Raw genomic sequence first — 24412 nt, forward strand, 5'->3', positions numbered from 1 at the left:
TTCACTTGCCGCCAGGCGCGCTGTTGCATCGTTGCGCGCTTTGCCGCTGCCCTGATGTTGATGGGCGGCTTGTCGGCCGTTTGAGCCTTGCCCGCAAAGAAAAATGGCCGGGTCTGCCCCGGCCATTTTTGTGGTCAGTTGCCGTCTCAGTGCGACGCGGCGTGGGCGTCCGGCTCGGTTGCGTCGTCCAGTGTTGATGCCCCGTGCTGGATCAGCGGGCGATTGCCGGTCAGCCGGCGCAGCATCACGTAGAAGACCGGCGTCATGAAGATGCCGAAGAAGGTCACGCCGATCATCCCGGAGAACACGGCAAGCCCCATGGCCGCGCGCATTTCCGCGCCGGCGCCGGTGGAGAACACCAGTGGCACGACACCCATGATGAAGGCCATCGAGGTCATCAGGATCGGGCGCAGGCGCAAGCGGCTTGCCTCTACGGCTGCCTGTACCGGGGTCCGGCCTGAAAACTCCAGCTCGCGGGCGAACTCGACGATCAGGATCGCGTTCTTGGCGGAGAGACCGACAAGGACGACAAGGCCGATCTGTGTGAAGATGTTGTTGTCACCACCGGTGAACCACACTCCGGCAAGCGCCGCCAGCACGCCCATCGGCACGATCATGATGATCGCGATCGGCAGCGTCAGGCTTTCATATTGTGCCGCGAGCACAAGATAGACGAGCAGCAGTGCGAGCGGAAAGACGACGATGCTCGAATTGCCGGCAAGGATCTGCTGGTAGGTCAGGTCCGTCCATTCGAAGGAGATGCCGGCGGGCAGGGTTTCCGCGGCAATCCGTTCGACCGCGGCCTGGGCCTGGCCGGAGGAGAAGCCGGGCGCCGGCCCGCCATTGATGTCGGCGGCGAGGAAGCCGTTGTAGCGCGTGGTGCGTTCCGGTCCCGTCGTGCCCTCCACCTTCATGAGCGCGGCGAGCGGTATCATCTCCCCCGATTGCGACCGCACCTTGAGCTGGCCGATGTCTTCCGGCTTGGCGCGGAAGGCCTGGTCCGCCTGCACGCGCACGCTGTAGGTGCGTCCAAGCGCATTGAAGTCGTTGACATAGAGCGATCCGAGATAAATTTGCAGCGTTTCGAACACGTCGGTCACACGCACCCCGAGCTGCTGGGCCCTGACGCGGTCAAGGTCGGCGTAAAGCTGCGGCACGTTGATCTGGAAGCTCGAAAACAGCCCGGCGAGTTCCGGCGTCTGGTAGGCCTTGGCCAAGAAGCTCTTGGTCGCCTCGTCGAGCGTCTTGTAGCCGAGCCCGGCGCGGTCCTCGATCTGCAGCTTGAATCCGCCGGTCGAGCCGAGACCGTTGACCGGTGGCGGCGGGAACATGGCGATGAAAGCATCTTGGATGCCGGCGAATTTCTGGTTGAGCTGCATGGCGATCGCCCCGCCGGAAAGTTCTGGTGTCTGGCGATCCTCGAATTTGTCGAGCACGGCGAAGACGATCCCCGAATTGGAGCCGATGGTGAAGCCGTTGATCGAAAGGCCGGGGAAGGCGATGGCATGCGCGACGCCCGGCTGTTCGAGGGCGATGTCGCTCATCCGCTTGATCACGTCTTCGGTCCGGTCGAGCGTTGCGCCGTCCGGAAGCTGGGCGAAGCCGATCAGGTACTGCTTGTCCTGTGCCGGAACGAAACCGCCGGGGACCGCGCCGAACACCGCATAGGTGGCGGCGGCGAGTGCAAGATAGACGCCCATGACCATGGTCTTGCGCGACACCAATCCGCCGACCGTGGAGCCATAGCCGTTCGAGGCGGCGCCGAACGCCCGGTTGAAGCCGCGGAAGAACCAGCCGAACAGCCCGTCCATGATGCGCGTCAGCCGGTCCTTCGGTGCGTCGTGGCCCTTGAGGAGAAGGGCCGCGAGTGCCGGCGACAGGGTAAGCGAGTTCACCGCCGAAATCACTGTCGAGATTGCGATCGTCAGCGCGAACTGCCGGTAGAACTGGCCGGACAGGCCGCTGATGAAGGCGAGCGGCACGAAGACGGCAACGAGCACCAGCGCGATCGCGATGATCGGGCCGGAGACCTCGCGCATCGCCCGATAGGTCGCCTCGCGCGGCGAGTGCCCGTTTTCGATGTTCCGCTCGACGTTTTCGACCACCACGATCGCATCGTCGACGACGATGCCGATCGCCAGGACCAGGCCGAACAGTGTCAGCGCATTGACCGAAAAGCCGAAGGCATACATTACCGCGAAAGTGCCGATGATCGAGACCGGCACGGCGAGCAGCGGAATGATCGAGGCGCGCCAGGTCTGGAGGAACAGGATCACCACGAGAACCACCAGCGCGACCGCCTCGAGAAGCGTGTCGATGACCTTGTCGATCGAGGCGCGGACGAATTCCGTCGTATCGTAGACGATCTCGAACTTCACGCCGTCCGGCATGGCGAGCTGCAGCTGGTCCATCGTCGCGCGCACATTGTCGGCGATCTCGATGGCGTTCGAGCCGGGGGCCTGGAGGACGGCGATGGCAACGGCCGGCTTGCCGTCGAGCAGCGAGCGTAGCGTATAGTCGGCGGCCCCCATCTCGACGCGGGCGACATCCTTGAGGCGCGTGATCTGGCCCTGCTCACCGGTCTTGACGACGATGTCGCCGAACTCTTCCGGCGTACGAAGACGCCCCTGGGCGTTGACGTTGAGCTGGAGGTCGACATCATTCATCGTCGGCGAGGCGCCGATGATGCCGGCGGCTGCCTGCACGTTCTGCTCACGGATCGCATTGGTGATGTCACTGGCGGCAAGCGCGTGCTCGGCCGCCTTCTGCGGATCGATCCACACGCGCATCGCATAGTCGCCGGCGCCGAATACCTGGACCTGTCCGACGCCCTCGATGCGGGCGAGCCGGTCCTTGATGTTCAGCGTCGCATAGTTGCGCAGGTAGGTGACGTCGTAGCGATCCGTGGTGGAGACGAGATTGACCACCATGATGAAGTCCGGCGAGCTCTTGACGGTGGTGACGCCGAGCGCCCGTACCTCCTGCGGAAGCCGTGGCTCGGCCTGCGAAACGCGGTTCTGCACGAGCTGCTGGGCCTTGTCGGGATCGGTGCCGAGCTTGAAGGTCACGGTCAGCGTCAGCACGCCGTCGGACGTCGCCTGGCTGTTCATGTAGAGCATGTCCTCGACGCCGTTGATCTGCTCTTCGAGCGGTGTCGCGACAGTCTCGGAGATGACGACGGGATTGGCACCCGGATAGACGGCGCGCACCACGATCGAGGGCGGCACCACCTCGGGATATTCCGTGATCGGCAGCGATCGCATGCCGATCAGGCCGGCGACCACGATGAGGATCGACAGCACCGCGGCAAAGACGGGACGATCGACGAAGAATCGGGAGATATTCATTTCTGCACCCTCTCCGGGATGAAAACGAGACGAACGAACCCTTCCGGCGGGCTTGCGCTCCGCCGGCGGATCAGTGATTTCCTGCAATTTTAGAGGAGGGCGCGTTAGCGCCCGTCCTTGCCTCCGGTCATTTCACGGAGGCGACCTTTTCTTCCACCTGCGGAGCGACCACCGCACCGGGGCTCACGCGTTGCAGGCCGTTGACGACGATGCGGTCGCCGGCGGCAAGTCCGCTCTCGATGATGCGCTCGCCTTCAGCCGACGCGCCCACCACGACCGGCCGATAGGAAACCTTGTTCTCCTGGTCGACGACGAAGACGAACTTCTTGTCCTGATCGGTGCCGATCGCCCGCTCGCTGACGAGGATCTTGCTCTGGGCGCGCGGCTCGCCCATCCGGATGCGAACGAACTGACCGGCCAGAAGGCGGCCGCCGGGATTGTCGAGGACCGCGCGGACAGCCACGGTTCCGCTGGCCTGGTCGACCTCGTTGCCGATGAGCTGCAACTGCCCCTTGATCGGCGTCCCCTCGTCGGCGAGCGTACCGACCTCGACCGGGATCTGCTCGATCGGGGCAAGTGCGTCACTCGAGGCAGGCAGGCTTGCGAGTGCTGCCGCGACCGTCTCCTCGCTGACATTGAAGGCGGCATAGATCGGGTCGACCGAAACGAGCGTGGTGAGGGCGGGCGACGCGGAACCTGCCGCGACGAGGTTTCCGGTCGTGATCTCAACCTTGCCGACGCGGCCCGCCACGGGCGCGCGGACGGTCGTGTAGCCAAGTTCGAGCTGGGCCGCGTCAAGTGCCGCCTCGGCGGTCTTCAGCGCTGCCCGCGCCTCGGCCAGCGCGTTGCTTCGCTGGTCGAAGTCGCTTCGCGAGATGCTGTTGCCCTCTGCGAGCTTGCGGCCGCGCTCGAATTCGGTCGTGGCGAGCCCGAGCCGTGCTTCGGCAGACGAAACCCCGCCCTCGGCCTGGGCTACGGCCGTCTTGTAGGGCTCCGGATCGATGGTAAAGAGCGGATCGCCGGCCTTGACCAGCGCGCCTTCGCGGAAGTGTATCGACTGGATGGCCCCGGCCACGCGCGAGCGGATCTGGACGCGTTCGATCGCTTCCAGCCGGCCGGAGAATTCCTGCCAGGACGTCACGTTGCGGTTCTCCACGACGGCCACCGTGACGGGCATCGGCGGCGGTGCCGCGGTGGCGGCGGCAGCGGCGGGCGAAACCCCGCCCGGCATTTGATAGACGAAGGCCGCCACGGAAATGGACACGGCCAGTCCCAGGCCGGTGCCCGTGAGGGCCCAGCGCTTGCGCTTGGATATCATTGCTGTTCTCCTGACGGCCCTGAGGCCGCGTTATCGGGTATTGGTCAAATCAGTTCACTTCAATGAATGCGTATATCGTGGAGGAAGTCCGAAAACTGGCGGCAGAGGTCATCCTGCCAGGTCCGGGCCTCACCCGAAGTCCCGCCGTAAATCGATGGCCAGCCTGTCCCGGCGGGAAAGACGTGCTGGCGAACCATGACGCCCGCCTGTTTCAGGCGGTCCGCATAGGCATTGGTCTCGTCGAGCAGCGGATCGTCGGCCGCCGTGACGAGAAGAGCCGGCGCCAGATCGGAAAGGCGCGAGCACATGCGTGGCGCCGCATAAGGATGGCAGGCCCCGCCGCTGAGATAGTGGCTCCAGCCGTCGGCCCAGCGCTGGCGCATGCCGATCTGATCGGCGCTGCGAAAGGAAACGGTCCCCATGAAGGGATCGAGCAGCGGGGAGAGCAGGACCTGCCCGTCCAGTTCGTTGGCAAAATGGTCCCGCGCCTTCAGCGCGACGCCGGCGGCGACATTGCCCCCTGACTCCTCGCCTCCGATGAGCAGTTGTGACTTGCGATCGCCCAGCCCCGCCCGCTTCTTGGCGAGATAGGAGAAGATCGAGAAACCGACCTCGAGCGGCTTCGGGAAGATCCCGCCGAGGGGCGCGTTATAGTCGGGAACGACGACGATGGCGCCGGTCGAGGCCAGGCATTCCGCGAGCGGGCAGTGCCTTGGCCCGGATTCCAGAAACGCACCGCCGTGAAAATAGAGCAGGACTGGCGGTCCCTTGGCGAATTCCTCGCCCTGGTAGATGCGTGCCGACACGGGGCCAATGGCCACCTTGTCGAGCATCATGTCCTTGATCTCTACCGTCATCGCTTTCGCCCTGATCCGCGCATTGGATCGTTTGTGGTGATAACCATCTATATCTCTATTCAGTCTATCCATATAAGTAGACGAAAACTGGTTTCACTGTCCAAAATTTCGGACAATAATCCTTCTCGGAGTGTCGAATGGATCAGCTTTCAGCCATGCGGGCTTTCATCCGCGTCGTGGAAACCGGAAATTTCACCCGGGCGTCCGCAGCGCTCGGCATGCCGAAGGCAACGGTCAGCAATCTCATCCAGAACCTGGAGGCTCATCTCCAGACGAAGCTTCTGAACCGCACGACCCGTCGCGTCATGGTGACGACCGATGGCGCGCTCTATTACGAGCGGGCGGTCCAGATCGTGACCGAACTCGATGAGCTTGACGGAAGTCTTTCTCATTCCCGTGCCAATCCGGGCGGTCGCCTGCGCGTCGAGATGGCCGGTGCTTTCGCCGACCTGCTGGTCATCCCCTTTCTCGGTGATTTCCACGCCCAGTATCCGGATATCCGGATCGACCTCGGCGTCGGCGACCGCACCGTCGACTATCTTGCCGAAAACGTGGATTGTGCCCTGCGCGGCGGGCCGCCGGGAGACCAGTCACTGATTGCCCGGCGGGTCGCCGAGATCGACATGGTGACCTGTGCGGCGCCTGGATACATCGAGCGCTTCGGCGTGCCCCGGCATCCTTCAGAATTGGCGACGATTCATCATTGCGTCAGCTATTTCCTGGCACCGACCAACCGGGTCATGGCATTCGAATTCGAGAGAGGCGGCGAGAGGATGGAAATCAACTGTCGCTACATTGTCTCTGTCAACGATGCCCGAAGTTATCTTGCTGCAGCGCTTTCCGGGCTCGGTGTGGCTCCGCTGGCGCGCTTCATGGCGGCAGAGGCGCTGGCGAACGGTCAGCTCGTCCGGGTCCTCGACGACTGGCGCACGGAGCCGATCCCGCTCTACATTGTCTATCCGCCAAACCGGCACTTGAGCAATAAGGTGAGGGTGTTCGTCGATTGGGTGGTCCGCCTGCTGGCGCAGGCACGGCTGAGTTAACAGGAGCTACGATAGCAGCGCGGGTTTCCGCCGTGACACCTCGTTGTCATTGCAGTCAGACTTGGCCACAGGCGCCACAAGGATCAGCCGCCGCAAGGTGGCGGTCGCACCCCGCGCCCATTCGGGGCTCCATACGAGCGAACGCCTGCGCCGGGTCGATGGTCATGTGGCACCGTCGCGCCCGCAAGCTCGTCGAATGCATGGTCATCCGCTGTTGTAGGTAAGGGCAGGCCGACGGCGTATCGGGATGCCAGGAAGACAGCCGGCAACCGGGTCAGAAAGGCGATGCGATCGGTGTGCTGGTGGACCCCGTCGAGCCGTCCTCCGGCATCCAGCCGGACCGTGAAGGTCTGCCCCCGGCCGGGATCATGGACAAGATATTGCCCCTCGGCCGGGCGTATCAGCCCGCTTGCCAGCACATGGCCGTTTCCGCTCTGATCGATCTTGGCTTCCCAGGCTCGGCCGAGACAGTCGTGCACGGTGTCGAGATCGCCGCGGGCGAGCGCATCGCGAATTCTGCTTGACGAGACGCGGCCCTGCAGTCTGACGACTTCGACCCCTATCCCCAGATCGGCCGAGAGTTCGGTCAGCATGGTGCAATCGCCCGCCCGTCCGGCGCCGAAGCGGAAGTTCTCCCCGACCACCACATTCGACACCTGCAGCATGTCGTGCAGGACCTCGCGAACGAAGGCATGGGGCGTCAGCGATGCAAAGCTCTGGTCGAACCGGGGCTCGAACACGTAATCCAGGCCGAGTTCCCGGGCGAGGCGATGTTTCTGCGTTGGCAGGGCAAGCCTCTGGAGCGGCGTGCCGGGATTGAAGAACTGCCGTGGATGTGGTTCCGCAGACATGATCGCGACTGGCAGTCGTCGAGCCGCGAGCCGATGCGCCTGTTGCAGAAGGAACCGGTGGCCGCGGTGAAAGCCGTCGAAATTGCCGAGTGCGATGACGGCGCCGGCGAGCCTCGAATTGGAGGGGAGCGCGCCTCGCACGATCTCGATGGTCTGGCTGTTGTCGAGACCATGCAGAAGGCGGGCTTCTCTCGGCAAAGGTGCGTTCATGCGAGTTGTTCTCCACGACAAGAGCAGAAATTGTGGTGGCACGTCTTTCCAGGGGCCGGAGATGTCCGGCCCCTGAGAATGTCGGCGGCTCAGCGAGCCCCGCGCACGAAACTCTCGCCAAGCGCCTGCGGCAGGCTCGCTTTTCGCCCGGCGACGAGCAGCACGATCATCACCATTGCGAACGGCAGCATCTGGATGACGTCGGTCGGAACATTCACCCCGGCGACCTGCAGGGCTGTCGCGAGCGAAAGGCTGGCCCCGAACAGCAGTGCCCCTCCGAGAACCCAGAACGGACGTCCGCGGGCGAGCATAGCGAGAACGATGGCGATGAAGCCGTTGCCATGGCTCATGAAGGGGATGAAGACGCCGGCGACCGCGACCGACATGAAGGCGCCGCCGAGCCCAGCCAGTGCACCCGTCGCGAGGACGGCGAGGCTGCGGGTGCGGACCACGTCGACGCCCATGGCATCGAGGGCTGCTGGCTTGTCTCCGGCGGCCTGGAGCACGGAGCCGAGATGCGTCATCCGGTAGACCCAGGCGAAAAGCGCGACGAAGGCGATTGCCAGATAGACCACCGGATTGTGGTTGAACAGGATCGGCCCGAGCACCGGAATGTCGGAGAGCGGCCATATCGGCCACTTCGAGACGCCGTCGAGACGCGGGTAGCTCCGGGAAAACTGCACGAAATGCAGGAGCGCCGTCAGCCCCTGGACCGCGAGTGTCAGCGCGATGCCGATGACGATCTGGTTAAGGCCGAGCCGCACGCAGAACAGCACCATGAAGGCTGCGATCAGCGCGCCGGCGGCAGCACCGCCGAGGAAGCCCAGGGCAGGGCTGCCGCTCACCCATGCGAGAAGGAAGCCGGCATAGGCCCCGGCGAGGATCATGCCCTCGAGACCGATGTTGAGCACCCCGGCCTTTTCGGAGAGCTGTTCGCCGAGGCCGGCGAGCAGAAGCGGTGTCCCGGCCGAGATGGCTCCGAGGAACAAGGTGATGATGAAACTTTCGGTGAAGAGCGACATGTTTCAAACCTTCCTCAGGATTTCGTGCGGTAGTGGCGGCGTTTGTCGAGGTATTCGGCAAGCGCGAGCGTGATCAGCAGCAGCGCCACGATGACGAGCGAGAAGAAGCTTGGCACGCCGAGCCGCCGGGCCGCACTTTCACCGCCGATGGTCAGGGCCGAGAACAGGAAGACATAGGCGATGGAGCCGAAGCCGTTCAGCCGCGCAAGAAACACCAGTGGCACGACGATGAGGCTGTAGGCGGGGTTCCAGTCGGCCCGAACATTGCCTTGCGTGCCGAGGATGTCGACCGCTCCAGAAAGGCCTGCAAGACCCGCCGAGATCGCGAAGACCGCGATCGTCAGCTTCGGGACGGAAAGCCCGGCATGGACCGCGGCACGCGGATTGGCGCCGACAAGCCTGAGCCGCATGCCGAACGAGGTGCGCGTCATCATCAGGTGCACGGCGACGATGACGACCAGGCCGACGATCAGGCCGGACGATACGGTCGTGTCGAACAGTTTCGGCAGGCGTGCCTCCACCGGAAGCGTACGGGTCTGCGGCGTCGTCGTACCGGGATCGAGGAAGGCGAGCTTGACCAGCACATTGGCGAGCGACACGCCGAGGAAGCTCATCATCAGCGTCGTGATGATTTCGTTGATCCCGTGCCAGGCCTTCAGCAGGGCCGGCAGGACGCCCCAGAGCGCTCCGATCACTGCACCGATCACAAGGCCGATCGAGAGGTTGACCCAGATCGGCAAACCGGCGGCGAACATCACCGGCGTTGCCGCCGCGACGATCACTGCGGCCAGCAGGAACTGGCCGTCACCGCCGAGGTTCCAGATGCCGGCGCGGAACGCGACGATCAGGCTGGCGGCGATCAGGAGAAACGGGCCCATCCTGGTCAGGGTTGCCGAGAGGCCGGACGGCGAAAGGATCGCCCGCTCTACCACATAGGCGTAATAGCTCAAGGGGTTGACGCCCATGGCCAGAAGAATGATCCCGCCGAGCGCCAGAGCCGCGAATAGCGGCCCGACGCTGATGGCCAGCATACGGCCCCAGGCGGGGAACGCCCTCGATCTGGCGGGGGGTGTCGCCGTTGCGGCGGTCGCCTGTGGTTCACTCATTCTTCTTCTCCGGTACTCATCAGGCGGCCGACTGCGTCGCGCGCGCCCGGGCCATTCTGGACGGCGCCCAGCAGTTTGCCCCTGTCAATCACGCTGATCCGGTCGGCCAGCTCCAGAAGTTCGTCGAGATCCGTCGAGATCAAGATAACCGCCTTGCCGGAATCTGCCGCCTCGCGGATGCGATCGCGCGTCGCGCGAATGTTCTTCACGTCGAGACCGTAGGTCGGTTTGGCGAAGATCACCGCTTCTGCCGCCCCGGTCAGCTCGCGTGCCAGCAGAACCTTCTGGATATTGCCGCCGGACAATGTGCCGACCGGCGTCTGGATGCTTGGGGTCCTGATGTCGAAATTGCGCACGTGCTCGGCGGCCTGCGCATTGATCGCCTTCGTCTTTTCCAGACCCCTTTGCCAGAACGGGGTGGCGCCGATGTCCTTCAGCAGGAAATTGGTGGCGACCGCGAAGATGCCGACCGTGCCTTCGCCCAAACGGTCGTCGGTGACGTATCGGAGCCCGGCGGCGCGGCGTGCGCCGACATTCTGCCCTCCGATTTCCGTTCCGTTGAGCTGAACGCTGCCGGATGCTTCCGTCTGGCCCGCGAGCGCCTCGGCGAGTTCCTTCTGGCCATTGCCGTCGATACCGGCGATCCCCAGGATTTCGCCCGCCCGCACACTGAGCGCGACATTGTCAAGCTGAATGCGCCCGGCCTGGGAGTTGAGCCCTTCGACCTTCAGTACCACCGGTCCGAAGTCGCGCGTCGGGCGCGGCTGGTCACCCGTCTTGCCGACGGCGGCCTGGCCGAACATCAGGCCGATGATGTTGGCCGTGTTCTGCTCGTCCGATTGTGCCTTGAGCTCTTCCGGGGCGATCGAGCCGGCATTGCGGCCGAGCCTGAGGACCGAGATCCGGTCGCCATAGGCCAGGGCCTCGTTGAGCTTGTGGGTGATGAAGATGACCGCGAGACCGTCGGCGGCAAGCCGGCGCATGAGCGCGCCGAGCGCGGTGGCCTCGTGCGGCGTCAGCATGGCGGTCGCCTCGTCGAGGATCAGGCATCGGCTTCCGCGCATCAGCGCCCGCAGGATTTCGACCTGCTGGCGTTCGCCGAGCGAAAGCGTGGACACCAGGGCGAAAGGGTCGACCCGCAGGCCGACGCGGTCTGCAGTTTCGTGAATGCGTTTTGCAACGCCGCTGCGATCCGGCTTGTGCCACCAGACGCCGTCGAGCGTGAAATTGTCCACGACGCTCAGGCTCGGGACCAGCATGGAATGCTGGAAGACGGTTCCGATGCCGAGCGAAAGGGCCTGCCGAGGCGAAGTAATGGTAACGGCAGTTCCGTCGATCTCGATTGCGCCGTCGTCCGGCTGCTGCAGGCCGGACAGCATTCCGACCAGGGTCGACTTGCCGGCGCCGTTTTCGCCGAGCAGGACATGCACCTCGCCGGGCCAGATATCGATATTGACGTTGTTGTTGGCAATGACGCCTGGAAAACGTTTGGTAACGCCGCGCAGACCGATGAACGGTCTCCCGAGCGCGTGTGACGGAGAGGCCGAAGCCTCGATTGTCGCCTGCATCTCAAATTCCTTCATGAAAGTCCGTATTGCCGCAGGCGTCATGCATGCGGCAATACGGTTTCGCAGTAGGATGGCTCAGTTGGAGCCGACCGTCTTCACCAGCGCATGAACGCTGTCGGCATCGAATTTCGGCTCGACCTTGATCTTGCCGGAAACGATGTCAGCCTGGAGTGCCTCGATTTCCGTCCAGACGGAATCGGGAGCATTGGCGGTCTTGAGCAGGCGGAGGCTGCCGTCTGCGAGCTTGATGTCGTAGTTGTGGCTGCCGTATTTGCCGTCCTTCAGATCCTGGATCATCGCGGCATAGACGGGTTCGAGGTTCCAGATGACCGAGGACAGCAGGTGGCCCTTGTCGATCGAGGTCTTGTCACCGATCACGTCGATGAAATAGGCCTTGCCGCCGTCGGTTGCCGGGGTGGTTTCGACGGCCTGCAGCATGCCGAAGCTCGATCCGTTGCCCTGGCCGAAGATGATGTCCGCGCCCGAGGCGATGACCGTTTCGGTCACGCGCTTGCCGCCGGCCGCATCCGCATAGGCTGCCGGGCCGATGACCGCATAGCGGACTTCGACGGCCGGGTTCTCGGCCTTGACGCCTTCGGCGAAGGCGACGGACATGTTGTTCCACGACGGGGGTTCACCGGAAACGACGATGCCGACGACCTTGGTGCGGGTCACCTTGGCGGCCAGACGGCCGGCCAGGTAGGCGCCGTCGCTGCCGGCTGCGGTGTAGTCGGCGATCTTGCCGGCGGCCAGCTTGTCGGGGCTGTCGACGATGGCGACCGGAACGCCGAGTTCCGCGCCGATTTCCGGTGCCGCAGTGTTGTAGCCGGAGGCGTGGGCGATCAGGAGATCCGCACCGTCTTCGGCCAGTTCGCGCAAGGTCGGGCGAACGTCGCCGTAACCGAGGTTTTCGGCCACGACCACCTTCACGCCTGCGGCTTCACCAGCGGCCTTGGCGGCGTCGACGCCCTGCTGGTTCCAGCCCATGTCGGTGCCCATTTCCGGGGCGAGAATGGCAATAGAGTCCAGGTCCGCGGCCAGAGACGCGCCCGAAGTAAATCCATTTACAGCAAATATAATCGCAGCAATACTTACTGACGATCTGATCTTCTTCCGCATTGTATTGTTCCCATTCTTGATTGTTGTTGACGGTAGTTTGAAGTCTGCTAGGTTTTATTCATCACAAAACCGCAGAATTGGGTCACGATATGAAAGTCCACCTCCTTCTCATTCCCGCATTGGTCTCGATCTTCGCAGCCACTCCAGCCCTGTCCGCCGCGCAGGCGCTGGACTTTGCGGTCGAGAATACGGGCAAGACTGCGCTGAAATGCAGCGCGGCCATTGCGCACTGGTTTTCCGCCGATCTCGGGGAAGCCGCGCCCGGCGCGAGCATTTCCTTCAGCCTGGGTGTCGACGTTGATTCCGGAACGGTGTTCCAGAAGAATTCGGTCGGCGACAGAATGGCGGTGCAGCGGGTATGGTGCGGCCGGAAGGGCGACGACTGGCGGACCAGAAACGAGATCCCGCTGGAACGTCGCGCAGGTGTCGCGCCCGAGCCGGTTCGCCTGCGCTGCGCGGTTGAGGGCGCGAAGACCCTTTGCGTCGCGCAGTAGAAGTTGTTGCTGCCTTGTGTCTTCCGTCCTGCGCGATGCGCAATCCGGCTCTCCTCTTCGGGAGGGCCGGGCTGGCAGAGCAAGGAATCAAAGATTGCCAGGAAAGCCATAGCGATGTTCTCGATTGACAGCGTGAGAATACGATAGCATGATCATACCGTAATACAATAATGAAAAAGGGCGGTGAGGGCGAATTTTCGTTTCCTTAACTTAACCATATGATTTCAAATGCGTTATTGTAAGGCCTGATCGCTGGACTCGAGAGGAAAAGTGAATATGCGGACTGCAATTGTCACCGGAGCCAGCCGTGGATTGGGGCGAGCTTTTGCGATCGGCTTGGCAAGGGACGGCTTCGCGCTGAGCCTCTGCGCACGCGATGCGGAAGGCCTTGAAGCGACCGCCGAATTGGCCCGGGCCGCGGGCTCGCCGAAGGTCATCATTGTCGCGGCTGATCTCTCCCAGGCGGGGGGCGCGGAAAAGGTTGTCGCCTCGACGTTGGAGGCGACGGGTCGTATCGACGCGCTGATCAACAATGCTGGCGCGACCAAGCGGGGCGATTTCTTTGCGTTGACCGACGAGGATTTTCTCGACGGCTTCGCCCTCAAGTTTCACGCGACGGTGCGCTTCTGCAGGGCCGCCTGGTCAGCCCTCGCCGAGAGCAAGGGCGTGATCGTCAACATTTCGGGTGTCGGCGCCCATACTCCGGAGCCCGACTTCACCATCGGCGGCTCGGTCAACTCCGCGCTGATCAATTTCACCAAGGCGATCTCCAAGCGCGCCGTCGATACGGGGATGCGGATCAATACGCTCTGCCCCGGCCACATCGTCACGGATCGCCTTGCCAAGCGGATCGAAACGCTGGCCCGGGACCGGGGAATTTCGTTTGAGGATGCGCGCGAGGAAATGCGCCTCGAACAGGGTATCCAGCGCTTTGCCGATCCAGACGAGGTGGCAAACGTGGTCCGTTTTCTCTGCAGCCCGGCCGCATCATACGTTCACGGCACAGTGATCAACGTGGACGGTGGCGCGACCCCCGGAATCTGAACCAGGACCTGAGGTTCGGCCCGCGAGCGGGCCGAACGCTTACTCTTCGCCTTCTTCGGCCAGCCGCTCGCGCAGGATGGCGAGCGCGGTCTTGCCGGCGTTCATCACATGGCGCGCGGCGGCCTTGCGGGCCTCCTTGCCGCGCCGTGCAGCGAGATGGCCGACGACCTCCTCCAGTTCCTCGAGACTTTCGCGCGTGCGTCCGGGTGCGCCGAGCGACGTGGCGCGCAGCACCATCACGCGGGCGTTGAGCGAGGAAAGCGTGTGTCCCAGGGCCTCGTTGTGCGCGCCGTAGATCAGGCAGTCGTAGAAGGCGTTCTTCGCGGTCAGCCGCTCCAGCGGGTCCGTGATGTGCTCGCCGCGCTTCAGGACCTCGAACGCGGCCTTCAAGGCTTCGATGTCCTCGTCCGTGGCATTGCGGGCAAACAGTTCACAGGCAAGGCCCTCGAGCTCGACGCGGACCTGGTAGATGCCCTCGGCCTGTTCGGGGAGCAGACGCGCGACGATCGGCCCGCGATGCGGAACGACCTGCACCAGGCCCTCGCTTTCGAGCTGGCGCAGGGCTTCACGCACGGCGGTCCGGCTGACGCCCGTCATTTCGCAGAGATCGCGTTCGGTGATGCGTTCCCCGGCCTTGAAATATCCGACCGCGATCGAATCGCGAATGCTTTCGGTGACGCTGTGGCGAACCGGTGCCGCGGCCTTGACGACCCTGAAGTCGCTGGGCGGTGTCTTCCGTTGCAAGAGCTTGGCCATCAGTTTGTGCCCCGTTCGCGAACTGAGAATTGATAATACGGTATTACTACACGGAAATTGCCTGCTTTAAAAGCGGTAGATTGCCGAGGTGCCCGTTTTGGATGCAGCGCCGCCTCCCGCGACGCGTCTGGCCAGCTGGCTTGCAGATGCCTTTGCTTTGAGCGTTCGGTTCTCATTGTGACGAATCATCCAAGCAACGGCACTGATGTTGAGAATATGCGAAAAGTTCGAAATGGAATAACATTCTCGATCCGGGATATTAGTGAGTATGATTACAGTATCGGCACGGCGAAGCGACGAATCGCTCTGCGGCAGGGGCGGATACATAATCGATTTTGCTCAAATCCGAAGCGGCGGTTACTCCCCCAATTTTAGGACTTCCAGTGATCCTCAACAGCTTTCCGCTCCCTGCGGCCGAGCCCGCTGACCGACATGGCGGGATGCGGGACAGGCGCCGGGCTGGAGAGCCCCCGGAAAGCCGCATGGTTCCCGGAGGGCTTGGTCGAATGGGCGAGACTTGGATGCCGGCCCGCCTCTATGCCTGGGTCTGGTCGATTACCGCCATGGCAGCGGCAACGCCGGCCCCGACATCGATCCCCTTGACGCCAGCTGCCTGGAGCCCGCCGGCAATCGCCGCGACGGAGATGAGCGAGTAGGTCGGTCGGGCGGTCGGGCCCATGTGCCCGATGCGGGTCAGCTTACCCAGCGTCTCGGCCCGGCCGGACGAGAAGACCACGCCGTAGCGCGCCCGGATGGATGCCCTGAGTTTGGCTTCGTCGACGCCTTCCGGAATCGCGACAGCGGTGCAGGTCGGCGAGGCGATCTCCTCGCGCGCCGCCCAGAGCTTGAGGCCTGCGGCCTGGATGCCGGCGCGGCAGGCCTTGGCCGTCAGCGCATGGCGAGCCCAGACCGCCTGTTCCCCTTCGGCCAGGTAGAGATCGAGTGCGGCATCCAGGGCGTAGATCTCCGAGACGGATGGCGTGAAGGGAAACGGCCGGCTCGCCTCATGGGCCCGTTTCCAGTCGCTGATCGAGAGGATGGAAGCGGTCGGCGCGTCGGGGTTGGCGGCAATCTTTTCCCACGCGGCCTCGCTCACATGCAGGAGTGACAATCCCGGGGGGCAACCGAGGCACTTGTTCGGCCCCGTGACGAAGATGTCGGCGCAGGAGGTTTCAGGCAGGACGTCCATGCCGCCGAAGGCTGAGACGGAATCGACGATCAGCAGCTTGCCGGCGGCCCGCACGACCGCGCCTATTTCCGCGACCGGATTGACCGTGCCGGATGGCGTGTCGTGGTGGCAAAGGGAGACGATCGCAATGTCGGGGCGCTTCTTCAGCATGTCCGCGACGGCATCGGCCGTCAGGACATCGTTGTAGGCAACTTCAAGCTCGACCAGCTCCTTGGCGTAACGCGCCGCCCAGAAGCCGAAGCCCTTGCCATACACACCGGAGACGAGGTTGAGCACCACGTCGTTCTTGGCGATCAGCGAAGCGGCTGCGGCTTCCAGTCCCAGCACCGGTTCGCCCTGCAGGATCACCGGTGGCGTGCTCGTGTGGAAGACCTGCCGGACCTTGGCGTTCGTCGCCTCGTATTGCTCCAGGAAGGCCGGATCATAGTCGTAGAGCACCGGGCGGGACAGTGCGCGCAGCACGGAAGGGTAGGCGTCCACCGGGCCGGTCGTCAGCGTGAAGATTGGATCCGAATATGTTCTCTGGCTCATGAATTCCTCCTGTATATTCTGGACTTAAAAGGGTGCGGGGCGTGTTGCACGCAGGAATGCGGCGCCGTCTGAGGCGTCCTCGATCCCCTCGATGGCAGTTATCAAGGCATCGCCATCCATCGAAAGGCGTCGCCATGCGATTTGGTTGCGGAATTTTCCGGCAAGGTCGGCGTCGCTCATCGGATGTCCGAGCCCGCCCTTGGCGGCGGATACGGCATGCAGGATCTCTTGCCCGTCGGTGAGGCGAAGACGAACCTGCACCGCATCGAGAGCGGAAGCCGGGTCGTCGCGAAAGGCGATCTTTTCGCCGAAAGCGTGGATGTTCGGATCGGCGACCGCGGCGTCGGAGAACGCGGCCAGATCGGCACGCCCCGTCAGCAGGCTGACCGCGACCGCATGTTGCGCACTGACCTGTGCCGATCGGCCGCTGGTCACGCCGGGCCTGTCGGTGCGCTGGCGCAGCAGCGGATGGCCGGTCAGTTCCACCGATGCGACGTCGGCCGCGTCGAAGCCGCCCTTCGCATACAGCGCGAGGCATGCCTCGATCACCGGGTTCAGCACAACGCCGCAGGGATAGGGCTTGAAGGTATTGTTCAGGATCTCCCAGCGACTGCCGAGTTCGCCCGTGATGGCAGCAAGGTCCGGCTGATCGGCGTGAAGCGCCAGGAAGCCGCGCTTGCCCTCGAGCGGCTCTGCGGGCCCGGTATAGCCATCGGCCGCCAGTAGCGCCGCCATCAGGCCGCCGCGCGCGGCTTGGCCCACCGAGAGGCTTTTCGACATGGTGCCGAGCGTTTCAACGGAACCCGCCCCTTGCGCCAGGGCATTCCCGAGCGCATCGACCAATTGCGAAGGCGAAAGATCCAGCAGGCGCCCGGCCGCCATGGCGGCGCCGAACACCCCGCAGGTCGATGTGATGTGCCAGCCGCGCGCATAATGCGTCGGATGGAGGGCGTTACCTAGGCGGCAGGTGATCTCCGCGCCAAGCACGAACGCCTCGATCAGCGCCCGACCACCGACCGGGCGCCCTTGGGCGGCCAGGGTTTCGGCGAGCGCCAGCACGGCGGGGCCGACAGGTGCCGAGGGGTGGATCACCGTTGGGATATGCGTGTCGTCGTAGTCGAAGATGTTTGCCGCGGCCGCATTGATGTAGGCGGCCCACAGCATGTCGGCCCGTTCAGGGCGTCCGATCACCGTGTTGGTCGGCGGGCCGGAAAAGACCGGCAGCAACGCTGCCAGCTTGTCGATCGCCGCCTCGCCGGAGCCGCCGATTGCCGTGCCCACCATGTTGAGCAGCGAGCGCCGCCCGGCGGCGATCACGGCGTCGGGCAGCACGGGCGGCGCATGGACGAAAGCGGCAACGATGGCGCTGATGCTGCTCATGTCAGGCGCCGGCGGACTTGCCACGAACTTCCGTATCGGCCCACTTTTCCAGTGGACGGATGATCGCCGTCATGTCGGCCGACGGGCCGCAATCGGCCTTGGTGATCGAAAACAGCATCCGCACGGCATTGCCGACCAGCATGGGCACGCCGAGGCGATCGGCTTCCTCGAGGCAAAGGCGGATGTCCTTGAGCGACAGTGCGATCGCAAAGCCGAAGTCGAAGCCGCGCGGCAGGACGAAGCGCGGAATCTTGTCGACGCTCGCCGAGGTGCGGCCGGAGCCGGCATTGAGAACCTCGATCATCACGTCGGCATCAAGGCCCGCCTTGGCGCCCATCACCATCGCCTCGGAGGTGATGGCGAGCGCCGCGGCCGAGCAGATGTTGTTGATGAGCTTCATCACCTGAGCCTTTCCGGGCTCTTCAGCGACACGGATCACCTTGCCGAGCGCAAGAAGCATCGGCTCGACGACGGCGAAATCGGCTGAAGGTCCGGCCGCCATCAGCGCCAGCGTGCCCTTCGTGGCGCCTGCGACACCGCCTGATACCGGGCTGTCGATCAACGCGATCCCGGCAGCCGACAGGATCTCCGCCAGATCCATCTCGGCCTTCGGGCCAGTGGTCGAAAGATCGACGACGCGCTTCACGAAGCCGGGATTTTCCGCGATGCTTCGGCCGACGGTCAGCACCACTTCAGGCGTGGGCAGCGACAGGAAAAGCGTTTCGGCGCGAGCGGTGAGCTCGGCAATGGTTGCCGCAGCGGTAGCACCGGCGGCCGTCAGCGCAGCGACCGCCGCTTCAACGCGATCATTGACGACAAGCGTGTAGCCTGCGCCGATGATGCGTTCCGCCATCGGTCGGCCCATGTTCCCGAGGCCAATGAAACCAATCTCAGTCATTCAACTCTCCTGTTGTCGCGGTCCGCCGTTCAAGCGAAGGACCAGCCATTGTCCACGGGGATGGCTGCACCATTGATGCCCTCGCTGGAGGGGTCGCAAAGGAACTGCGCAAGCGCCGTCACCGTTTCTATCGGAATGAACTTGCCCCCCGGCTGCCGGGTGGAAAGGAAAAGCCGCTCCGCCTCGTCGCGGGAAATGCCCTTGTCGTCCGCGAGCGTCTTGATGCGCTCGAGCGCCGAATCGGTCGCCATCAGGCCCGGGCAGATCGCATTGCAGGTGATGCGCGTCGCTGCCAGTTCGAGCGCGACGGTGCGCGTCAGTCCGATCATCGCATGCTTGGTCGTCACGTAGTCCGCGCGCCCGGCAAGCGCCATCAGGCTGTAGACCGAGGCCATGTTGATGATACGCCCCTGGTTGCGCTCACGCATCTTTGGCAGGCATGCCCGGATCAGCCGGAAGGGGGCCGAAAGATTGACCTCGAGCGCCCGATCCCAGTCCGAATCGCCGAGCGTTTCCACCGGCGACATCTTGCGGACAACGGCATTGTTGATCAGCACGTCGATCGTGCCGAGATGGCTTTCCGCTTCATCGACGAGGCAGGCGGCGGCACCTGCTTCCGAAAGGTCGATTTCGACCGCGCCGACGGGGCGGCCGATTTCCTCGGCCAGTGCGTCGGCTGTGTCTTCCACGTCCGGCAGGATGTCGGTCAGAAAGACCCGATCGCCGGCCTTCGCAAAGGATCGCGCCAGTTCCAGCCCGAGGCCGACGGCCGAACCGGTGATCAGAACGCCTCTTCCGCCCGGTGTCTTCATCGCGAAAGCTCCTCCCATGTCAAAGAAGGCGCGACGTCCAGCCGAACGACGACACCTTCCAGTTCCGTCGAGGCCGCGGGGTAGGCGCGCATCACCGCCGGATCGTGCCCGGGCACAATGTGATCGAGGCTGGGCGCCAGCTCGATCAGCCTTGAGTAACCGCGAATGAGTGCAGCTTCATCGAAGAGCACGGGGAAGGGATTGCGGCGTTCCATGTTGGCGTAGAAATGCGTGGCGTCGGATGCGAGCACCACCCATCCGCGCTCGGTCATGACGCGCACGGCCTGAAGCCCGGCGCTGTGGCCCGGCACCGCATGGAGCCAGAACCCCGGAGCAAGTTCGCGGTCGCCCCGGTGAAACTCGATCCTGCCGGCATAGAGGCTTCGGATATAAGCGACGATGTTCTCGACGTCGAAAGGTGCGCGTGCCTTTGGATCGCACATGCAGGGGCCTGTCGCATGCCCGGCTTCATCGACCTGGAGATGGAACCGGGCTTCTGGAAAGTCCCCGAGGGTGCCCGCATGATCATAGTGTAGATGGGTCAGAACGACCTGCGAAACACTGCGGGCGTCGATGCCGAGCAAGGCGAGCGCGTCCTTCGGATCGCGTAGCAGCGTGCGTCCGCGCGCCTTGGCCGCATCGCTACCGAACCCCGTATCGATCACGAAAACTTCGCTTCCGCGCCTGGCAAGCCAGATGAAATAGTCGAGATTGGCGCCTGATTCATGCGGATCCGCATGGAGAAAATTGTCCCGGGCGCTGCGCCCGCCATGAGTCGCATAGCGCAGGGCATAAAGCTCGAACGGCGCAATTTCTTCATCCGGCTTCGCCGTCTGGTCAATCATTCTCGTTCCAATCCTGGTCGCCATCCGATGACGGATGTCAAAAACGGCTCCTACAATATGACCGTAATCTTGTCATACAATCTATTGACAGGTCAAGTCCGGCATGTCTAGATCGGTGCCATCGGGACGGCAGGGCCACTGGCTCCAAAACTGCCTTCCTGTCCACCTTAACGGAGAGATGCATGACTCGTCCTGAATTCAGCGGTGAACAATTCCAGAAAGGTCTGCAGGTAAGGCGTGAAGTGCTCGGCGATGCCTATGTGGCGCCGTCGCTGGCCAGCGCCGACGACCTCACCGCTCCCCTTCAGAAGCTCGTGACCGAGTGGTGCTGGGGAGAAATCTGGACCCGCCCGGGACTGGAACGCAAGACCCGCAGTTTCCTCAATCTCGCGATGTTGACGGCCCTCAACCGTCCGCACGAGGTCAAGATCCACGTCCGCGGCGCGCTGAACAACGGCGTGACGGAGGAGGAGATCGTCGAGGTTATCCTGCAGGCGGCGATCTACTGCGGTGTTCCGGCCGCGCTGGACTCGATGCGGGTCGCCTCGGAAGTGATCCGCCAAGTGCGCGAAGAAAAAGCTTGATTTGGCCTTGGCGCCCGAGGGGGCGCGATCGGCAATTCGAATTTCAACAGGAGGCCTAAATGACAGAGACGGGAACGAAAAAGTCCGTAAAGGACGTGCCGCACAAGCTCAAGACTGGTGAGCAATACAAGGAATCGCTGAAAGATAACCGCCAGATCTGGGTCGGCGGCGAAAAGCTGAACTCGGTCTATGACGAGCCGGCGCTGGCACGCGGCATCGACCTTCTCGCGTCGATGTTCGACGACCAGTTCACCGATGAACATGCCGACGCGACGACCTATTACGACGAAAAGGCCGGTGCCGTTCTGAGCCGTTCCTGGCAGATCCCGCGCACCAAGGAAGACCTGGCGGCGCGCCGCAGGATGATCGAATACACCTCGCTCAAGACCGCCGGCACCTTCGGCCGCCCGCCGGATCTCGCGCCGTCCATCGTCGTCGGCCTCTATGCCTACCTGCCGACTTTCAAGAAAAAGAAGTCGCTGATCGAAGGCATCGACCCGGATTTCGCCGAAAACATCGAACGCTACATGGAATACGGTCAGAACAACAACCTGACCGCATCCGAAAGCCTTGCCGGCCCCCAGGCAGACCGCTCGTCGCCTAAGGCTTCCGAGGCGTCGCTGCTCAAGGCCCGCAAGGTCACCAAGGACGGCGTCTATATCTACGGCGCCAAGACCGTGGGCTCAATCGCCGCCCAGGCGAACGACATCTTCTTCACCAATCTCGGTGGTATCCAGGAAACGCCGGCTGATGCCTGCATCTGGGGTTCGGTGCCGATCGACACCCCCGGCATCAAGATGATCTCGCGCGAAATGGTGTCGCAGCCATTGTCCAGCAAGTTCGATCATCCGGTCTCCAGCCTCGGTGAGGAAGCCGACCAATTCATCGTCTTCGACAACGTCTTCGTTCCGAAGGAGCGGCTCTTCAATCTCGGCGATCCGACCGCGATGAGCTATTACGGCCCGGTCTGCGTCTTCGCGCACTGGCACGTGCTCACCCGTCTGGCCGTCAAGGCCGAGCTTTTCGTTGGGGCAGGGCAGATGGTCCTCGACTATCTCGGCACCGGCAAGATCCCCGCCGTGCAGATGATGCTCGGCCAGCTCGTCGAGTACGCCCAGACGCTGCGCGCCTTCGTGACGGCGGCTGAGGCTCTCGCCGTGCCGACGGAAGGCGATGTCATGCGCCCGGATGTCGGGATGCTGACGGCCGGCCGTCTCTACTCGATCGAGAACTACCCGAAGATCATCCACATCCTTCAGGAAATGTGCGGTCAGGGCCTCGTCATGCGCTTCGGTAAGAAGGCATTCGACAACCCCGAAGTCGGCCACTTCCTGCATGAACTTCTGCCCGGCCACGGCGTCTCGGCCATGGTCAAGGAGCAGCTGATGAACTTCATCTGGGACATGACCTCCGGCTCGCTCGCGGGTCGCGTCGCCCTGTTCGAGAACGTCAACGCCACCCCGGCTCCCGCCCTTCGCGCAAGGCTTTACAACGAAGTCAAGCGTGACGGATATGTCGCTCAGGTGAAGAAGATCGCCGGTATCGAGTGAACCCAAGTCGACCCCGCCCGACCCGAAGAAGGGCGGGGTCCTCTCTTTTCGACAATGCGGGAGCCCGCGATGGATCACGCCACGCTCATTGACTGCCTCTATCAGGCCTACGCGTCACGCGATGCGGACCAGGTGGCCTCCCTCTATCATCCCGACGGCTGGCACGAGGAAGTCGCGATGGGCAAGCGCCGCGAAGGGCGTACTGCACTTGCCGAAGGGTTGGTCGGCTTCTGGCGGATGCTTCCCGATGTCGCCTGGGACCGTCGCGGCTATGTCCGTGCGGCCAATCAGGTTGCAGTACCCTATGTCATGACCGGCACCTTCACGCCTCGCGGCGGCGACGGGACCCCAAGGCAGATCGAACTCGATGGTCTGCATATCTTTGAGATCCGCGACGGTCTGATTGCCTCGAGCAAGGACATGTGGGACCTCGACCTTTTCAAGGCGCAGATGGGCTGAACCGATGGATGACCTTGCGACACTGGACGGCATCGCCCTGTCGGGACTGATTGCCAAACGCCAAGTCACGGCCGGCGAGGTTCTCGAGGCGGCGATCGAGCGGATCGAGCGGCTGAACCCGAAACTGAACGCCGTCGTGCACGCGCATTTCGACCTCGCCCGCAAGCAGGTGGCGGACGGCTTGCCGGCAAGCCCCCTTTCGGGCGTTCCCACACTGCTGAAGAATACCGGTTTCGAAGCCGAGGGCATGATCCTGTCGACCGGATCGGAGCTGCTGCGCAACAATGTCAGCAAGCGCGATTCCACCATCACCGCGCGCTACAAGGCCGCGGGCATGGTGATCCTCGGCAAGTCCAACACGCCGGAATTTGCCCTGAGCTTCACCTCGGAGCCCGACGCCTTCGGCCCCACCCGCAATCCCTGGGATCTTGCCCGCACGGCCGGCGGTTCGTCCGGCGGCTCGACTGCGGCGGTCGCAAGCGGCATGGTCCCGATCGCCAACAGTTCCGACGGTGCCGGCTCGACGAGACTTCCGGCCAGCCATTGCGGACTGTTCGGCTTCAAGCCGTCACGGCTCGTCAATCCCGTTGGTCCGGCCACGGCCGAGGCGATCGGCGGCATGTCGACCCCGCATGCGGTGTCCTGGTCGGTTCGCGACAACGCCGCAATGCTCGACATATCCGCCGGTGCGGATGCGGGCGATCCCTGGGCGTCGCCGGCCGTTCCCGGCAGCTATCTTTTGGCGGTCGACAAGACGCCGCCCCGTTTGAAGGTGGCCTTGATCACCGGCTCTCCTACGGGCAGTTCTGTCGAGCCGGACATGGTTTCTAGCGTCGAAGAAACGGCACGCCTTCTCGAAGGCCTTGGGCATCATGTCGAGACGGTCCAGGATGCCGGCTATGATGCCGAGGCGCTGAAGACCGCATGGCGCATTGTCGTCGGGGTCAATGTCGCTCTCGGCGTGACTGGCGGCGACCCGACATCGCCGAACCTTACGAAGCTTGAGCCGGTCAACCAGGAATGGATCCATGAGGCGCTGGCCGTTCCCGGCACGCGCTACCTCTGGGCGATCAACCAGCTGCACGCCTCGTCGCGTGCGATGGCGGCCTTCTTCAGTCGGTATGACGTCATGCTGACGCCTGCGGCGGCAGAGCCCGCACCCCTCTTGGGCAAGCTCGCCGGTCGCGGCAAGTCGCTCGACGAATTCTACGACCTGTTCTGGTCCCATTCGCCCTTCACCGCGGTATTCAACACCTCGGGCTGCCCGGCCATGTCGGTGCCGCTGGGCATGAGCGCGAAGGGCCTGCCTGTCGGGTCGCATTTCGGCGCTGCCTTCGGAAAGGATGCCCTGCTTCTTTCCCTGGCCGGGGAACTGGAGCGTTCCGCCCCGTGGTTCAACCGGCGACCCGCCCTGTTCGGCTGAGGAGAA

Annotated in this window: 21 protein-coding genes; 7 read left to right on the forward strand and 14 right to left on the reverse strand. The window is 63.7% G+C overall.

Translation table 11 applies throughout. The features are described from left to right. Positions 1–146: 146 nt before the first annotated feature. The 3 genes from ACX93L_RS10110 to ACX93L_RS10120 form a co-directional block, all read right to left on the reverse strand. Positions 147–3347 carry an efflux RND transporter permease subunit gene (locus tag ACX93L_RS10110; RefSeq protein WP_459404718.1) on the reverse strand — a complete coding sequence of 1067 codons (3201 nt, stop codon included), beginning with the start codon at positions 3345–3347 and terminating at the stop codon, positions 147–149. Between the two features lie 127 nt (positions 3348–3474). Continuing rightward, positions 3475–4665 carry an efflux RND transporter periplasmic adaptor subunit gene (locus ACX93L_RS10115; protein WP_459404719.1) on the reverse strand — a complete coding sequence of 397 codons (1191 nt, stop codon included), beginning with the start codon at positions 4663–4665 and terminating at the stop codon, positions 3475–3477. Between the two features lie 59 nt (positions 4666–4724). Next, positions 4725–5522 carry an alpha/beta hydrolase fold domain-containing protein gene (locus ACX93L_RS10120; RefSeq protein ID WP_459404720.1) on the reverse strand — a complete coding sequence of 266 codons (798 nt, stop codon included), beginning with the start codon at positions 5520–5522 and terminating at the stop codon, positions 4725–4727. Between the two features lie 137 nt (positions 5523–5659). On the opposite strand from ACX93L_RS10120, the gene ACX93L_RS10125 reads away from it, so the two are divergent. Further along, positions 5660–6565: a LysR family transcriptional regulator gene (locus ACX93L_RS10125; RefSeq protein WP_459404721.1), complete on the forward strand. Its 906-nt coding sequence runs from the start codon at positions 5660–5662 to the stop codon at positions 6563–6565. 83 nt (positions 6566–6648) lie between these two features. On the opposite strand, the gene ACX93L_RS10130 is transcribed toward ACX93L_RS10125, so the two are convergent. The 5 genes from ACX93L_RS10130 to ACX93L_RS10150 form a co-directional block, all read right to left on the reverse strand. After that, the gene (locus tag ACX93L_RS10130; RefSeq protein ID WP_459404722.1) at positions 6649–7626 is read right to left on the reverse strand and encodes an adenylyltransferase/cytidyltransferase family protein; all 978 of its coding nucleotides are present in this window, start codon (positions 7624–7626) and stop codon (positions 6649–6651) included. A gap of 89 nt (positions 7627–7715) precedes the next feature. Then, positions 7716–8648 carry a putative B6 ABC transporter permease subunit 1 gene (locus tag ACX93L_RS10135; protein WP_459404723.1) on the reverse strand — a complete coding sequence of 311 codons (933 nt, stop codon included), beginning with the start codon at positions 8646–8648 and terminating at the stop codon, positions 7716–7718. Positions 8649–8662: 14 nt separating this feature from the next. Next, positions 8663–9754 (reverse strand): putative B6 ABC transporter permease subunit 2, encoded by a 1092-nt coding sequence (locus tag ACX93L_RS10140; RefSeq protein ID WP_459404724.1) that lies wholly within the window; start codon positions 9752–9754, stop codon positions 8663–8665. Further along, on the reverse strand, positions 9751–11322 hold the full coding sequence (locus ACX93L_RS10145) for a putative B6 ABC transporter ATP-binding protein (RefSeq protein ID WP_459404725.1): 1572 nt from the start codon (positions 11320–11322) through the stop codon (positions 9751–9753). The genes ACX93L_RS10140 and ACX93L_RS10145 overlap by 4 nt, the downstream gene beginning before the upstream one ends. A gap of 75 nt (positions 11323–11397) precedes the next feature. Then, the gene (locus ACX93L_RS10150) at positions 11398–12441 is read right to left on the reverse strand and encodes a putative B6 ABC transporter substrate-binding protein (protein WP_459404726.1); all 1044 of its coding nucleotides are present in this window, start codon (positions 12439–12441) and stop codon (positions 11398–11400) included. A gap of 77 nt (positions 12442–12518) precedes the next feature. Here ACX93L_RS10150 and ACX93L_RS10155 point away from each other — a divergent pair, with 77 nt between their 5' ends. Continuing rightward, complete coding sequence (locus tag ACX93L_RS10155; protein ID WP_459404727.1) at positions 12519–12935, forward strand: hypothetical protein; 417 nt, start codon at positions 12519–12521, stop codon at positions 12933–12935. Positions 12936–13211: 276 nt separating this feature from the next. Beyond that, positions 13212–13979 carry an SDR family oxidoreductase gene (locus ACX93L_RS10160; protein WP_459404728.1) on the forward strand — a complete coding sequence of 256 codons (768 nt, stop codon included), beginning with the start codon at positions 13212–13214 and terminating at the stop codon, positions 13977–13979. Positions 13980–14018: 39 nt separating this feature from the next. On the opposite strand, the gene ACX93L_RS10165 is transcribed toward ACX93L_RS10160, so the two are convergent. The 6 genes from ACX93L_RS10165 to ACX93L_RS10190 all read right to left on the reverse strand — a co-directional run bounded on the left by ACX93L_RS10165 (position 14019) and on the right by ACX93L_RS10190 (position 20390). Continuing rightward, positions 14019–14735, reverse strand: coding sequence for a GntR family transcriptional regulator (locus ACX93L_RS10165; protein WP_169590559.1), 717 nt, complete (start codon positions 14733–14735; stop codon positions 14019–14021). 535 nt (positions 14736–15270) lie between these two features. Beyond that, entirely contained in the window at positions 15271–16455 is a 1185-nt protein-coding gene (gene ppaT, locus ACX93L_RS10170) for a pyridoxamine--pyruvate transaminase (protein ID WP_459404729.1), read from the reverse strand. A gap of 24 nt (positions 16456–16479) precedes the next feature. Next, a complete protein-coding gene (locus tag ACX93L_RS10175; RefSeq protein WP_459404730.1) occupies positions 16480–17835 on the reverse strand; it encodes an MmgE/PrpD family protein in 1356 nt (451 codons plus the stop codon). Position 17836: 1 nt separating this feature from the next. Then, complete coding sequence (locus ACX93L_RS10180; protein WP_459404731.1) at positions 17837–18733, reverse strand: NAD(P)-dependent oxidoreductase; 897 nt, start codon at positions 18731–18733, stop codon at positions 17837–17839. A gap of 29 nt (positions 18734–18762) precedes the next feature. Then, a complete protein-coding gene (locus ACX93L_RS10185; RefSeq protein ID WP_459404732.1) occupies positions 18763–19545 on the reverse strand; it encodes an SDR family oxidoreductase in 783 nt (260 codons plus the stop codon). Continuing rightward, a complete protein-coding gene (locus tag ACX93L_RS10190) occupies positions 19542–20390 on the reverse strand; it encodes an N-acyl homoserine lactonase family protein (RefSeq protein WP_459404733.1) in 849 nt (282 codons plus the stop codon). The genes ACX93L_RS10185 and ACX93L_RS10190 overlap by 4 nt, the downstream gene beginning before the upstream one ends. Before the next feature lie 182 nt (positions 20391–20572). On the opposite strand from ACX93L_RS10190, the gene ACX93L_RS10195 reads away from it, so the two are divergent. From ACX93L_RS10195 to ACX93L_RS10210, 4 genes are all read left to right on the forward strand, one after another. Continuing rightward, positions 20573–20974, forward strand: a complete 402-nt coding sequence (locus ACX93L_RS10195) for a carboxymuconolactone decarboxylase family protein (RefSeq protein WP_147181963.1) — start codon at positions 20573–20575, stop codon at positions 20972–20974. A 59-nt stretch (positions 20975–21033) separates the two neighbouring features. Next, positions 21034–22524 (forward strand): 4-hydroxyphenylacetate 3-hydroxylase N-terminal domain-containing protein, encoded by a 1491-nt coding sequence (locus ACX93L_RS10200; protein ID WP_459404734.1) that lies wholly within the window; start codon positions 21034–21036, stop codon positions 22522–22524. 69 nt (positions 22525–22593) lie between these two features. Beyond that, the gene (locus ACX93L_RS10205; protein WP_459404735.1) at positions 22594–22983 is read left to right on the forward strand and encodes a nuclear transport factor 2 family protein; all 390 of its coding nucleotides are present in this window, start codon (positions 22594–22596) and stop codon (positions 22981–22983) included. A 4-nt stretch (positions 22984–22987) separates the two neighbouring features. After that, positions 22988–24406 carry an amidase gene (locus tag ACX93L_RS10210; protein ID WP_459404736.1) on the forward strand — a complete coding sequence of 473 codons (1419 nt, stop codon included), beginning with the start codon at positions 22988–22990 and terminating at the stop codon, positions 24404–24406. The last annotated feature ends 6 nt before the right edge of the window (positions 24407–24412 follow it).

Source organism: Rhizobium sp. CAU 1783 (genome assembly GCF_054551725.1).

Bases quoted from the DNA above. Each gene is read 5' to 3' on its own strand.
- ACX93L_RS10110 (WP_459404718.1), bottom strand. From the start codon at position 3,347: ATGAATATCTCCCGATTCTTCGTCGATCGTCCCGTCTTTGCCGCGGTG.
- ACX93L_RS10115 (WP_459404719.1), bottom strand. From the start codon at position 4,665: ATGATATCCAAGCGCAAGCGCTGGGCCCTCACGGGCACCGGCCTGGGA.
- ACX93L_RS10120 (WP_459404720.1), bottom strand. From the start codon at position 5,522: ATGACGGTAGAGATCAAGGACATGATGCTCGACAAGGTGGCCATTGGC.
- ACX93L_RS10125 (WP_459404721.1), top strand. From the start codon at position 5,660: ATGGATCAGCTTTCAGCCATGCGGGCTTTCATCCGCGTCGTGGAAACC.
- ACX93L_RS10130 (WP_459404722.1), bottom strand. From the start codon at position 7,626: ATGAACGCACCTTTGCCGAGAGAAGCCCGCCTTCTGCATGGTCTCGAC.
- ACX93L_RS10135 (WP_459404723.1), bottom strand. From the start codon at position 8,648: ATGTCGCTCTTCACCGAAAGTTTCATCATCACCTTGTTCCTCGGAGCC.
- ACX93L_RS10140 (WP_459404724.1), bottom strand. From the start codon at position 9,754: ATGAGTGAACCACAGGCGACCGCCGCAACGGCGACACCCCCCGCCAGA.
- ACX93L_RS10145 (WP_459404725.1), bottom strand. From the start codon at position 11,322: ATGCAGGCGACAATCGAGGCTTCGGCCTCTCCGTCACACGCGCTCGGG.
- ACX93L_RS10150 (WP_459404726.1), bottom strand. From the start codon at position 12,441: ATGCGGAAGAAGATCAGATCGTCAGTAAGTATTGCTGCGATTATATTT.
- ACX93L_RS10160 (WP_459404728.1), top strand. From the start codon at position 13,212: ATGCGGACTGCAATTGTCACCGGAGCCAGCCGTGGATTGGGGCGAGCT.
- ACX93L_RS10165 (WP_169590559.1), bottom strand. From the start codon at position 14,735: ATGGCCAAGCTCTTGCAACGGAAGACACCGCCCAGCGACTTCAGGGTC.
- ppaT (WP_459404729.1), bottom strand. From the start codon at position 16,455: ATGAGCCAGAGAACATATTCGGATCCAATCTTCACGCTGACGACCGGC.
- ACX93L_RS10175 (WP_459404730.1), bottom strand. From the start codon at position 17,835: ATGAGCAGCATCAGCGCCATCGTTGCCGCTTTCGTCCATGCGCCGCCC.
- ACX93L_RS10180 (WP_459404731.1), bottom strand. From the start codon at position 18,733: ATGACTGAGATTGGTTTCATTGGCCTCGGGAACATGGGCCGACCGATG.
- ACX93L_RS10185 (WP_459404732.1), bottom strand. From the start codon at position 19,545: ATGAAGACACCGGGCGGAAGAGGCGTTCTGATCACCGGTTCGGCCGTC.
- ACX93L_RS10190 (WP_459404733.1), bottom strand. From the start codon at position 20,390: ATGATTGACCAGACGGCGAAGCCGGATGAAGAAATTGCGCCGTTCGAG.
- ACX93L_RS10195 (WP_147181963.1), top strand. From the start codon at position 20,573: ATGACTCGTCCTGAATTCAGCGGTGAACAATTCCAGAAAGGTCTGCAG.
- ACX93L_RS10200 (WP_459404734.1), top strand. From the start codon at position 21,034: ATGACAGAGACGGGAACGAAAAAGTCCGTAAAGGACGTGCCGCACAAG.
- ACX93L_RS10205 (WP_459404735.1), top strand. From the start codon at position 22,594: ATGGATCACGCCACGCTCATTGACTGCCTCTATCAGGCCTACGCGTCA.
- ACX93L_RS10210 (WP_459404736.1), top strand. From the start codon at position 22,988: ATGGATGACCTTGCGACACTGGACGGCATCGCCCTGTCGGGACTGATT.